Raw genomic sequence first — 13,131 nt, 5'->3', positions numbered from 1 at the left:
TCTTCATGGCCATCCAGAACTCGCACGGCGGATGCACCTCGCCCCCCCTGGCTTTTGTGCGGCCGTTTCGCGCGGGTGGACGGCCGAGGTTCAGGCGCGAGCGGGCCCCGGATCTCGGCGGAGCCGACCGTCACCGCCCAAAGAGAGCTCCCGAAGGACGGGGGCCGGGACGCCCTGGAACCGAGTTTGCGCAGGACGAGGCAATTGCAGCCTCGAAGCGCGCCAGCCGCCACGACGTCCGAGCAACTGTCTGAGGGGACAGGGCGTCCCGGACACCGGCCCCGCGACCCTCGCCGCGCATCGATCCGGGGCCCGCTCGCGGCGTGCGATCGCCCTCGCGCGGCCGTGATCGTCGCGTGGCAATCGCCCGCCGGACACGATACGAGCGCACGCGCTATCAAGCACATGCTCCAAAGCACATGCCCCGAAGCACATGCCCCGAGGCACATGCTCCGAGGCACATGCTCTAAGCGCCCTGTCCCTTCGCGCGGGCTGCCGGCGGGAACGCGTTCCAGGCCGCGGGGTCGAGCGCACCGCCGAGGCCTTGCGGGATCCCGGTGGCGAACAGCACCCGGTCGGCGCGGCGGCGGACCAGCGACGTCGTCGGCATCTTCTCCATCAGGTATTTTGTGAAGGCCGCCTCGAACTCGCGGGCGTCGGCCTCGGAGTCCCAGGCGATCATCCCGATCACCAGCGGCGACACGTCGGGGCTCGCCTTGCGGTCGAATACCAGCAGGCGGTCGCCGCCCCAGCCGGCGGCAGCGGCGCGGGCGTCGCTGGTCGGCACCGAGTCGGCCAGCATGCACAGGAGCGTCGCCTCGCCGAGAGTGTCTTGCCAGACCAGCGCGTGTTCGGGCAGGGCGGCGGCCAGCGCCTTCGGCTCCGACTTGACCGGCACGGCCGGCTCGCGGGCGATCAGCTTCTCCACGTGGAGCATCTGCTCGCTGGTGGTCGGCAGGTCGCGGTAGAGCGCGTCGACTGCGGCCCAGCCGTTCGCGCGCACCAGCGCCGCCACCGTGGCTGCGCCGTCGGCGTAGGGCAGTTGCAGCGAGCGGTTGAGGATCGGGTGGTCGAGCATCGACGACAGGCTGAGCGCCTGGTCGCCGACGGTGGCCAGGACCTCGGGGGGGATCGCAGCCAGGCCGGTGGGGCCGGAGACCCAGGCCAGGTAGGCCGCCTGCGCGTCGCCCTCGACCAGGAACGTGCGGGCGGTCTCCGCGTCGGAGTCGCCGGGGATCGGCTTCTGCAGGCGCAGCAGGTCGAAGTGCATGTCCTGGAGGCCATGTGCGATCTCGTGGCCCACCACCATGTCGAGCTGCGACTCGCTGACGTGGGTGCCGATCAGCATCGCCTTCTTCTTCGGCTCGTAGATCCCCATCACCCCGAGCTCGAGCATGTCGAGCAGGATCTGCTCGCCGTCGGCCCCGGGCGGCAGCACCCCGAGGCTGGCCTCGATGCGGGTGAACAGCCGGATCTCCTCGCGGCTGTGGTGCTCGTACATCGACTTCTCGGCGAAGCTGCGCACGTCGCCGCGGCTCAGCACCTCGACCGCCACGCCGCCGGTGATCGGCAGGCCGCGGGCGGCGGCCACCGCCTCCATGATCTTCTTGGTGATCGCCTCGGCCCGCGGCTGCGACACCCCGCCGGCGGGCGCCGTGGGGCTGGCCGAAGGGGCATGTCCTGAAGGACTGGTCGTCTCCGGGTCGGCGGCCACCGCCGGGCCGCTGGGCGCGCCGTGACCGCAGGCCAGGCCGGCCATCAGCGCCAGGGCGGCGAGCCGCGTCGGGTCGCGGATGAGGTCGGTCGCGGGCCGGTGACGGGGCAGGGACGGGCTCGCGTCCTCGCGGTGTGACGGCGGCGCAGACTCACGGCGGGTTCGCGGGGCAGTGCGACGCAACACGACGAGCAGGGTAGCGGGGGCGGGGCGGCGCCGCTACCCTCCCGCGGTTCCGTCGTGCCCGGTCGTCCTGTCTCCAACGCCCCGCTGCGCGGGGGTCCTGTCGTCCCTGGCGATCCGCTGGAGCGCGTGCTCACGGCGCTGCGCGAGGGCAGCGACGTGCGGCTCGTCGGCGCGGTCGGCGGCTTCCGCGGCTACGCGCTGGCGATGGCGGCCAGTCGGGTCGAGGCGCCGGTGTTCACCGTGGCCCCGGACGAGGCGAGCGCGCGGGCGCTGGCGGGCGACGCGGCGTTCTTCCTCGGTGCCCCGCTGCGGGACGCGAGCGACGGGCCGGTGCTGGTGGTCCCCGAGATCGACACCTCACCGTACGCCGACGCCGCGGCCGACCCGCGGACCATGGCGCTGCGGCTGGCGGCGCTGTACCGCCTGGTCGATCGGCACAGCGAGCCGCCGAAGCTGATCGTCGCCAGCGTCCGTTCGCTGCGCCGGCGGGTGATCCCGCCGCCGCAGTTCCAGGAGTTGTGCACGCGCTGGGGCGAGGGCGACGAGCTGCCGCGCGAGGCCGCGATCGCGGCGCTGCAGCGGGCCGGCTACACCCGCGTCGACGTGGTCGAGGACCCGGGCACCTACGCGGTGCGCGGCGGCGTGATCGACCTGTTCGTCGGCTGCTCGCGCTTCCCGACGCGGGTCGAGTTCGACGACGACCTGATCGAGCGCCTGCGCCTGTTCGACCCCGAGTCGCAGCGCAGCCTGCGGCCGGTCACCTCGGTCTCGATCCACCCGGTGCGGGAGACGGTCGCCACCACCGCGGCCTCGCTGCGCGCGCGGGTGCTGGCGCTGGCCGACGCCGCCCTGGCGCCGTCGAGCAAGAGCCGGCAGATCGTCGACAACCTCGAGCAGGGCCTCGAGTTCTTCGGCGTCGAGGCGCTGACCCCGATCTTCCACGACGCGATGGCGCCGCTGTGGGACTACCTGCCGCGCGGCACCCGGTGGGTCATCGAGGAGCCCGACGCGCTGCTGCAGGTCGCCGAGGAGCAGGCCCAGGAGGCCGCGGAGCAGTACGGCCGCGCCCAGGCCGAGCGCGGCGTGGTCGCCCCGCCCGAGCAGTTCTTCGTCCCCGACGCCGACCTCGGCCGCCGCCTGCGCGCCGCCCCGGTGGTGCTGTCGCGGCTGCTGGTCGAGGGCGAGGCGGCGGAGTCTCCTGAATCAGGGGACAGGCCCGAAGATGCAGGTCCGAAGGAGCATGCCCCCAAGGGCATGTCCAAAAAGGCAGCCGAGGAGCGGCCGGCGGTGTGGCTGCAGGTCGGCTCGAACAAGCCGCTGCGGACCGCGCTCGAGGCGTCGCGGGCCGACCGCAGCGGCGAGGCGATGCGCCCGCTGGTCGACCAGATCCGGGCGCTGCAGGCCGAGACGCCGACGGCCGCCGGCGACCTCGGCGAGCTGCTGCCGTGGACGGTGCTGCTGGTGGTGCCCGGGCGGGCCCAGGTCGACCGCCTGATCGGGGCGCTGCGCGGCCACGGGCTCGCCCCGGAGGCGCTCTCGCCGGAGCAGGCGCCGATCGAGCTGCGGGCGCCGACGACGGGCACGCGGGTGCAGGTCGCCGTCGGCGAGCTCAGCGAGGGCTTCGACTACCCGGCCGCGCGCCTCCTGGTGCTGTCGGAGTTCGACCTGTTCGGCAAGTCGACGCGGCGGGCCCAGTCGCGGCGGCGCACCGGGCTGTCGAGCCTGTCGCAGCTCGGGGTCGGCGACTACGTGGTGCACCTGCAGCACGGCGTCGGCCGCTACGCGGGGCTGGTGCAGCTGCAGCTGGGCGGGGCGCCCGGCGACTACGTGCAGCTCGAGTACGCGGGCGGCGACAAGCTGTACCTGCCGGTCTACCGCCTGTCGGAGATCGAGCGCTACGTGGCCGCCGAGGGCAAGCCGCCGAAGCTCGACAAGATGGGCGGCAGCACCTTCCTGGTCAAGGCCAACAAGGTCAAGACCGAGGTGCGGCAGATGGCCGAGGAGCTGCTGCAGATCTACGCCCAGCGCGAGTCGACCCCCGGCACCGCGTTCCCCGGCCCCGACGAGTACGACCAGTCGTTCGCCGACAGCTTCCCGTTCCAGGAGACGCCCGACCAGGAGACCGCGATCGACGCGGTCCAGGGCGACCTCGGCCGCGCGCGCCCGATGGACCGCCTGATCTGCGGCGACGTCGGCTTCGGCAAGACCGAGGTCGCGCTGCGGGCGGCCTTCCGCGTGGCCCAGAACGGCAGGCAGGTCGCGGTGCTGGCGCCGACGACGGTGCTCGTGCAGCAGCACGGCATCACCTTCCGCGAGCGCCTGGCGCCGTTCGACCTGCGCGTCGAGGTGCTGAACCGCTTCAGCAGCGACCGCCAGCAGAAGCGCGTGATCGAGGGCATCGCCGCCGGCGAGGTCGACGTGGTGGTCGGCACCCACCGCCTGCTCGGCAAGGACGTCCGCTTCAAGGACCTCGGCCTGCTCGTCATCGACGAGGAGCAGCGGTTCGGGGTGGCCCAGAAGGAGCGGTTCAAGAAGTTCAAGGCCCAGGTCGACGTGCTGACGATGTCGGCCACGCCGATCCCGCGCACGCTGCACATGTCGCTGCTCGGCCTGCGCGAGATCAGCATGATCCGCACCCCGCCGATCGACCGCCTGGCCGTTCGGACAGCCATCGTCCGGATCGGCGACGCGGTGATCGAGGAGGGCATCACCCGCGAGCTGGCCCGCGGCGGCCAGGTGTTCTACGTCGTGCCGAAGATCCTCGGCATCGAGGAGCACGCGGTCCGGATCCGCGAGCTGGTCCCGCACGCCCGCGTCCTCGTCGCCCACGGCCAGATGCCGGAGGAGATGCTCGAGCGCACCATGCTCGAGTTCGTCGAGCACCGCGCCGACGTGCTGGTGTCGACGACGATCATCGAGAGCGGCCTCGACATCCCGCGCGCCAACACGATGTTCATCGCCCACGCCGAGCAGTTCGGGCTGGCCCAGCTGTACCAGCTGCGCGGCCGCGTCGGCCGCAGCAAGCAGCGCGCCCACTGCTACCTGATGGTGCAGGCGCTCGAGCGGCTGTCGCCCGAGGCGCGCCGCCGGCTCGAGGCGATCCAGCGCCACGCGGAGCTCGGCTCGGGCTTCGGCGTGGCGGTCCACGACCTCGAGATCCGCGGCGCCGGCGAGCTGCTGGGGGCGCGCCAGAGCGGGCAGATCCAGGCGATCGGCTTCGACGCCTACGCCCGGATCCTGCAAGAAGCGGTGGCCGAGCTGCGCGGCGAGCCGATCCTGCGGGAGACCGATCCGGAGATCGCGTTCGACACCCCGGCCTACCTGCCCGAGGCGTACGTGCGCGACGTCGGCCAGCGCCTCGACCTGTACCGCCGGCTGTCGGCCGCGCGCGACCGCGACGCCGTCGAGGACGTGATGAGCGAGATCACCGACCGCTACGGCGAGGCGCCGCTCGAGGCGGAGCACCTCGGCCTGGTGATGATCTGCAAGACCTACGGCCGCCGCCTCGGCGCGCTCGCGGTCGAGCTCAAGGGCACGCGCCTGGCGGTCCGCCTCGGGCCCGACACGCCCCTGTCCGGAGAGACAGCCGGCCGGCTGAACGCGACCACCCACGGCAAGTTCAAGCTGCAGGGCGACCGCGTGGTCGCGACGGTCCCCGAGGCGCGCGGGCCCGACCGCCGCACGCAGCTCAAGGTCGCGGTCGCGGCGCTGGCCGAGCTGACGCAGATCGCCGAGAGCAAACCGGTCGCGCCGGCGAAAAAGCGGTAGCTCACCCGCAGGCGAGCCGCGGCGCCGCCGCAGGCGACGATCCCGGGATCGTCGCCGCAGGTGGAACCCCGCGAGCGGCGATCTCCCGCGAGCTCGCGGACGAATTCCCGGCGGCGCGAGCCGTCGCGGCGAATCGGACGATCCGGGCGTGGTGATGCCATTTCGGCGAGCGCCGATTGTCGGGACGTCCGGCCGACAATGTGCAATCGGGACTGGCCTTATTCGCCAAAGTCGGGGGATCCGGCGGGGCCTCGGGTCCACGCGGTGAGGCCGCTGTGACCCTATCGGGCCCCGAGCGGGTGGGATCGTGTGCGCGCATGGGCGCTCGGACCCGCGCCCGGCGGCTGCGGCTGCGCATAGGGCGGAGATGGCCTGGTCTGCGATCGCCAGGAGCTCGCGTCGTCGCCGTCCCCGAGGCGGCGGTTCGGGCCGCGCTCGCAGCGCCTCACACGGCGCCCGGGGCCGGACACGTTGGTATACAATCCCCCGCGATGCTGCCGAGCTCACCCGGGCCCCCGCTGCGTGTGGGGGCGACCCGCCCCGGGATCGCAGTGCTCGCGTTCGGTGACGCTCGTCCGCGCGAGGGCTCGACGTCGTGACGCACATGTTCCCGCACGCGCGCGACTCGCTGCAGTGCCCGTACTGCTCCGAGCTGCACGCCGAGGACGTCGAGGTCTGCCCGACCTCCGGCGAGGTCGTGCTGCTCGACCAGAAGTACCGGCTCAAGCGCCTGATCGGCGAGGGCAGCTTCGGCCTGGTGTGGGACGCCCGCAACATCGACACGCAGAAGGAGGTCGCGGTCAAGTCGCTGCGCGCCGAGGTCGTCAGCGACCCCGCCGTGCTCGCGCGCTTCTTCTGGGAGGCGACCGCGGCCGGGCGAGTCCACGACCCGCACGTGTGCGACGTCCTCGACCTCGTCAAGAGCAGCGCGCACGGGCCCTACATCGTGCTCGAGCGGCTGTCGGGGCGCTCGCTCGAGAAGCTGATCCTCGAGGAGGGCAAGCTGCAGCCCGAGCTGGCGGTGCACCTGATGCGGCAGGCGCTGATCGGCCTCGAGGCGGTGCACCGCGCCGGCATCGTCCACCGCGACATCAAGCCGGAGAACATCTACCTCCACGAGCTCGGCGACGACCGCGTGCTGGTCAAGCTGCTCGACTTCGGGATCTCCAAGTTCTCGGCGGCCTCGGCCGGCAGCAAGTCGCGCACCGCGGCCGACCTGTTCATGGGCACGCCCGAGTACATGTCGCCCGAGCAGGCCCGCGGCGCCGCGTTCGTCGACCCGCGCACCGACATCTGGGCGATCGGGGCGATCCTCTACCGCGCGCTGGCCGGCGGGCCGGTGTTCATCGGGCCCGACGTGCCGTCGGTGCTGACGGCGATCCTGCACTTCCCGCACGTGCCGATCGTCGAGCGGGTGCCGCAGCTGCAGCCCGAGCTGGCCGCGGTGATCGAGCGTTGCCTGTGCAAGGACCGCGAGCAGCGCTACGCGTCGTGCGCCGAGCTGCGCGCGGCGCTCGAGCCGTTCGAGGGCGCCTACGCGGCGTCGTCGCCCGACAACTCGTTCGGCCGGGTCGAGCGCTCGGGCCTGCTCACGGTGTTCGAGGCGGTGGCGCAGGCGCCCAGCGAGCCCGAGACCCCGGGGCTCCGGCGCGCCGACGTCAGCGCGCCGCGGCCGGTGGCGCCGCCGGGCGACCACGTGATCCTCGCCCACGGCCGCGGCGACCGGAAGTGGTACGAGCACCTGCGCGAGCACCTGCGGGTGCACCGCGACACCACGCAGCTCGAGATCTGGAACGCCGGCGACTCGTCGTCGCGGGCGTCTCGCATCGACGTGCTGGCCGAGGCGTTCGCGCGGGCGCGGGCGGTCATCCTGCTGATCTCGCCGCGCTTCCTCGCCGAAGAGCTGGCGCCCGGCGGCGAGCTGTACTCGCTGGTGCTGATGGCCCAGGAGCGCGGCCTGCCGGTGATGTGGCTGATGATCAGCGAGACGCCCTACGAGGGCACCGACCTGCTCGACTTCCGCGCGCTCGGCGACCCGTCGCAGCCGCTCGACCGCCTGACCGCGGCCGACGCCGACCGCGTGCTCGAGCAGGTGTGCGACCAACTGGTGGTCAGCCTCGGCCTGCCGCAGACGGCCCCGCCCCGCGGCGGCACGAAGATCGGCGTGCCGGTCGGCGACACCCGCCTCGACAACATCCGCGACCTCGAGCAGCGCATCGAGGCCGCGCGCGCCCGCAAGGCCCGACTCGAGGCGCTCGGCGAGGACACGCGCGAGATCCACGAGGAGATCAAGTCGCTGCGCCGGTCGCTGCGCATGGGCCGGCCGCTGCACCGCGGCGACGTGCTCGACGAGCGCTTCATGGTCCTCGACCAGCTCGGCGCCGGCGGCTTCGCCACGGTCTGGCGCGCGCTCGATCAGACGACCGACACCGAGGTGGCGCTCAAGGTGCTGCACGGCCAGCACGTGCACAACGCCGAGCGGCGCGAGCGCTTCTTCCGCGGGGCGCGGATCATGGCGCAGATCGAGCACCCCAACATCGTCCGCATCATCGAGCCCTCGGCCAGCGACGGCGAGTACGAGTACTTCGCCATGCAGTTCGTGCCGGGCGGCAACCTGCGCGACGCGGTGATGAGCGGGCGGCTGTCGGTCAGCAAGCGGCTGCAGATCCTGCTGGCGGTGGCCGACGCGCTGGCGTTCGCCCACGAGCGCGGGATCTTCCACCGCGACGTCAAGCCGAGCAACATCCTCGTCTCCGACGAGTTCACGCCGTACCTCACCGACTTCGACCTGGTCCGCGCCGAGGACACCACCGGCGGCACCGCGGGCGGGCTCGGGACGGTCATCTACGCCGCGCCCGAGATGATGGAGCGGGCCAGCGAGGCCGACGCGCGCGCCGACGTGTACGGCCTCGGCATGACGCTCGCGTTCCTGTTCTACGAGCGCGACCTGACGATGGACGTCATCCGCAACACCGACCGGCTGATCGGCGAGCTCAGCGTGCCCGAGTCGATCCGGATGGTGATCCGCACCGCGATCACGTGGAACCGCGAGCACCGGTTCCGCACCGCCGCGGAGTTCCGCGCGGCCCTGTCGGCGGCCGTCGCCCGGCGCGAGCCGCAGAGGATCGACGGCCGCACCGCCACCTTGCTGGCCACCAGCGCGTCGGTGATGGAAGAGACGCTGCGCCCCATCAACACGCCGCGCGAGGCTGTGCCCCCGCGGCCGGTCGACTCGTCGCTCGAGATCGCCGAGATCGAGGAGGTCGACGAGGTCGACACGATCGAGGAGCTGGCGGCCGACGCGGTCGAGCTCGAGGAGTCGCCACCTGTCCGGCGCGAGCGGCCCGTGACGCAGCCGCCGAAGCGGGCCAACGTGTCGCTGGTCAAGGCGTTCGCGACGATGGCCGAGGAGTCGGAGGCGCTCGGCGAGACGGCGGTGTCGGAGGTGTTCTCGGCGCTCGAGGTGCACGAGGTGGTGGCGACCGACGCCGAGCCGCTGCCGGCCGAGATCCTGTCGTCGCGCTCCCTGCCGTCGCAGCCGCTGCCGCTCGAGGACGAGACGCTGCCCGACTGGCCGCCGCGGATGTCGGCCGGCTCGCTCGCGGCGGTGGCGATCGGCGGGGTGGCGCTGGTCGTCCTCGCGTACTTGATTTTCGCCGGTTGACGCGGGAGGTCGAGGTGGCGGTCACGCGGGAAGATGTCGTCGCATATCTCAGCCGGCTGGGCCCCGTCGAGCTGCAGGAGCTGCTCCTCGAGCTCGAGGACCGCTGGGGGATGGAGCCGGTCTACACCGGGCCGGAGTACGTGATCATGGGCGCGCCGCTCGACGGCCCGTTCGTGGAGATGGGGATCCCGGAATTCGACGTCGTGCTGGTGTGGGCCGGGCCGCATCGGGTGCAGGTGATGAAGGCGCTGCGCGCGGCGGTGCCGAAGCTCAGCCTGGCCGACGTGATGGTGATGGCCGACCAGACGCCGAGCGTGGTCATGCGCGGCCACCACAGCGAGGTGCACGCGCTGCGGATGGCGCTCGAGGAGCTGGGCGCCAAGGTCGAGATCCGCTAGGAGGCGAGATGGCGCCGATCCGCAGCCTCCGCCTCAAGTTCGCCTGCGACGAGGACTGGCACGCGTTCGCGGGCGACGCCGGGGTGCGCCGGTGCGAGACGTGTAGGACGGCGGTGCACGATCTTTCGGCGCTGACACGCAGCGAGGCGACGGCGCTGTTCCGCGATCCGCCGGCGAGCGGCCTGTGCGTCCGCTACCAGCACGACGCGATGGGCCGGATCCTGTTCCGCTCGGAGACGCGGCCGGGGCAGCTGGTGTGGCAGCGCTTCGTGCCGCCGACAGTCGAGGCCGCTGCGGACGCGGACACGGGCGCGGGCGAGCGGCGCGGCGATTGAGGCGCTCGCCCGGGCAGGGCGCGGGTTATAGTGCGGGGCCGTGAGCGGCTCGCGCGACGAGCGGTCCGACGAGGTCCTGGGCGCATCGGCGCCGACCCTGCGCCTCGGACCGCAGCAGGACGTATCGACCGAGCCGCCGCGCTCCAGTCGCAAGGGACATGCCCGTAAGGACATGCCCAAAGAGCCAGCCATGCCGGCGCGGATCGGCCGCTTCGCCATCGAGGCCAGGCTCGGCACCGGCGGGATGGGGGTGGTCTACAAGGCCGAAGACCGCCAGCTCGGGCGCAAGATCGCCATCAAGCTGCTGCGCGCCGCCGGCGACGACGGCGGCGACGGGGCGGCCAGGCTGCTGCGCGAGGCGCAGGCGCTGGCCCGCCTCGACCACCCGAACGTGGTCGCGGTCCACGAGGTCGGGGTGCTCGCCGACGAGGTGTTCGTGGCGATGGAGTTCATCGAGGGCGAGACGCTGCGCAAGTGGATGGCGCGCGGCGGGCCGCGGCCGTGGCAGGAGGTGACCGCGGCGTTCGTGCAAGCCGGGCGCGGGCTGGCGGCGGCCCACCGCGCGGAGCTGGTCCACCGCGACTTCAAGCCGGAGAACGCGATGATCGACGTGCACGGGCGGGTGCGCGTGCTCGACTTCGGGCTGGCGCGCACGGCCGGGGTGGGGCCGCCGTCGTCGCTGGTCGCGCGGATCTTGCACGCGGGCGCGCCGGGGCCGCAGACGTCGATGATCGCCGGGACGCCGCCCTACATGGCGCCGGAGCAGCACCTCGGGCTGCCGTGCGACGCCCGCTCGGACCAGTTCAGCTTCTGCGTGGCGTTCTACGAGGCGCTGTTCGGGGTGCGGCCGTTCCCCGACGGCGACCCGGCGCAGCGGTTCCAGGCGGTGATGGCCGGCGAGCTGCACCGACCGCCGCGGCCGGCGAAGGTGCCGAAATTCCTGCGAGCGGCGCTGGCCCGCGGCCTGGCGGCGGTGCCGAACCGCCGCCACGAGTCGATGGACGCGCTGCTGCACGCGATCACCGAGGCGCCGCGGCTGCGCCGGCGCCGGCGGTCGGCGGCGGCGCTGGGGCTGCTGCTGGCGACCGCCGGCGGGCTGGCGCTCTCGCTGTGGCGCGAGACCCACGGCGAGTGCGAGGGCCACGCGGACCGGGTGGCGCGCCTGTGGGCCGAGCGCCAGGCGCCGCTGCGCGCGGCGATCACCGGCGTCGAGGCGCCCTACGCCGTCGAGGTGTGGCAGACGCTGGCGGCGGCGATGGAGGCCCGCGCCGACCGCTGGGGCGAGCTGTACCTGGCCGCCTGCGAGGCCTACACGGAGGCGGCGCCGGAGCAGCAGGCGGCGCTGGTCGGGCGCATGACCTGTCTCAGCGGACAGGCGCGCGAGCTGGCGGCGATGCTGACGGCCCTGGCCGAAGAGCCAGCTTCGGCGGCGCGCCACGCGGTGAAGGCGGAGGGCCAGCTCGAGCCGGTGGCGGCCTGCGTGGAGGTGGAGGGCCTGCCGACGTGGCTGCACGGCAGCGACGTGCGCCAGACGATGCGCGCGGAGGAGGTCCGCCGCTGGCTGGCCGAGATCAAGACGGCCAACGAGGTCGGCCGCTACAAGCCGGCGCTGGCCCGCGCGGAGGTGGTGCTGGCGGCCGCGCGCGAGCTCGGCGAGCCGGCGCTGGTGGCCGAGGCGCTGCTGCGGATCGGCAACCTCCAGCGCTCGCTGGTCGACTACGAGCGGGCGGCGTCGATCCTGAGCGACGCTTACTTTATGGCCCTCGGGACAGGTGCGGCGGAGGTGGCGGCGGAGGCCGCGAGCGCGCTGCTGGTGGTCGACGGCTACCACCGCAACGACCGCGAGCGCGCGGACCTGTGGGAGCGCAGCGCGGCGGCCCTGCTGCTCCGCGTGGCCGATCGGCCGCGGATCGCGGCGGCGTTCTACAACAACCGCGCGGTGGTCCGCGCCGCCGAGGGCCGCCACGACGAGGCAGCCGCCGATTACCGCCGGGCGCTGGCGATCTACGAGGCCGAGGAGGTGCTCGACAACCCGAAGGTGGCGCTGGTGCTCGGTAACATGAGCCGGGTCGAGTTCCTGCGCGGCGATCTGGCAGCCGCCGCGGAGCACCTCGAGCGCTCGCTGGCGATCCGCGAGGCGCGGTTCGGCAAGGACCACCCGGAGGTGGCGATCGGCCGCAGCAACCTGGCGATCGTGCTGACGGAGGTGGGCGAGCTGGAGCGCGCGACGGGGCTGCTGCGCCGGGCGCTGGCGACCGAGGAGACGCTGTACGGGCCGCGCCACGCGAAGCTGGCGCCGACGCTCGACAACCTGGCGAAGACGCTGGCGCGCCAGGCCCAGTGGGACGACGCAGGGCAGCTGTCGCAGCGCGCGCTGGCGCTGCTGACGGGGGCCGAGCGCGCCGACGCGGCGGCGATCGCCGACGTGCACACGGGCATCGGCGCAGCGCTGGTCTGGCAGGGCCGCTTCGAGGAGGCGCTGGTCGAGCTGCGACAGGCGCTGACGCTGCGCGAGCAAGACCGCGGGGCGGACCACCCCGACACCGACCTGGCCCGCGCCGAGCTGACCGAGGCGCTGCTGCTGGCCGGCGACGCCGAGGCGGCCGAGGCGACGCTGCCCCGCCCGCGCGACGGAGCGACGCCGGCGCAGACGGCCGCGGTGCAGGCGCTGCGCGCCCGGGTGCTGCTGGCCCGCGGGTTCGTCGAATTGGCGGAACCACTGCTGACGCAGACGCTGCCGCTGCTCCCGGCCCCGCTGGCCCGCGGACGCGCCCGCCTTGCGCTGGCGAAGATCCACGCGGCCCGCGGCGAGGCCGATGCGGCGACGCTGGCCGGGCAGGCGCAGGCAGACCTGCAGGCCGCAGGAGCGGCGTTCGAGCGCGAACGCGCGGCCGCGGCAGAGCTGCGCGGGGGACGGTAGTCGTGGATGGCGCTTGGGGCATGTCTTGAGAGACATGTCTCGAAGGCGCGTGAGGCGATCGCACGCCGCGAGCTGCGCGGCGAGGGTCGCGGGGCCCCATGGCGAGGGCGAGGGCGATCGCACGCCGCGAGCGGACCCCGGATCGA

Annotated in this window: 6 protein-coding genes; 5 read left to right on the top strand and 1 reads right to left on the bottom strand. The window is 73.5% G+C overall.

Translation table 11 applies throughout. The annotated features are described in order from the left end of the window. Positions 1–466: 466 nt before the first annotated feature. Entirely contained in the window at positions 467–1,900 is a 1,434-nt protein-coding gene (locus O0S08_RS28985; protein WP_269032580.1) for a hypothetical protein, read from the bottom strand. Positions 1,901–1,954: 54 nt separating this feature from the next. On the opposite strand from O0S08_RS28985, the gene mfd reads away from it, so the two are divergent. The 5 genes from mfd to O0S08_RS28960 all read left to right on the top strand — a co-directional run bounded on the left by mfd (position 1,955) and on the right by O0S08_RS28960 (position 12,985). Beyond that, positions 1,955–5,668 (top strand): transcription-repair coupling factor, encoded by a 3,714-nt coding sequence (gene mfd / locus O0S08_RS28980; protein ID WP_269032579.1) that lies wholly within the window; start codon positions 1,955–1,957, stop codon positions 5,666–5,668. Between the two features lie 604 nt (positions 5,669–6,272). Next, a complete protein-coding gene (locus tag O0S08_RS28975) occupies positions 6,273–9,332 on the top strand; it encodes a serine/threonine-protein kinase (RefSeq protein WP_269041876.1) in 3,060 nt (1,019 codons plus the stop codon). Then, on the top strand, positions 9,329–9,730 hold the full coding sequence (locus O0S08_RS28970) for a ribosomal protein L7/L12 (RefSeq protein ID WP_269032578.1): 402 nt from the start codon (positions 9,329–9,331) through the stop codon (positions 9,728–9,730). The genes O0S08_RS28975 and O0S08_RS28970 overlap by 4 nt, the downstream gene beginning before the upstream one ends. An 8-nt stretch (positions 9,731–9,738) precedes the next feature. Further along, a complete protein-coding gene (locus O0S08_RS28965; protein WP_269032577.1) occupies positions 9,739–10,065 on the top strand; it encodes a hypothetical protein in 327 nt (108 codons plus the stop codon). 40 nt (positions 10,066–10,105) lie between these two features. Beyond that, positions 10,106–12,985, top strand: coding sequence for a serine/threonine-protein kinase (locus tag O0S08_RS28960; RefSeq protein ID WP_269032576.1), 2,880 nt, complete (start codon positions 10,106–10,108; stop codon positions 12,983–12,985). The last annotated feature ends 146 nt before the right edge of the window (positions 12,986–13,131 follow it).

It is taken from the genome of Nannocystis punicea (assembly GCF_026965555.1).
Taxonomy (GTDB): Bacteria; Myxococcota_A; Polyangia; order Nannocystales; family Nannocystaceae; genus Nannocystis; species Nannocystis punicea.
Note: the sequence above shows the minus strand (reverse complement) of the source record. Positions and strands in the feature narration are given on the sequence as shown.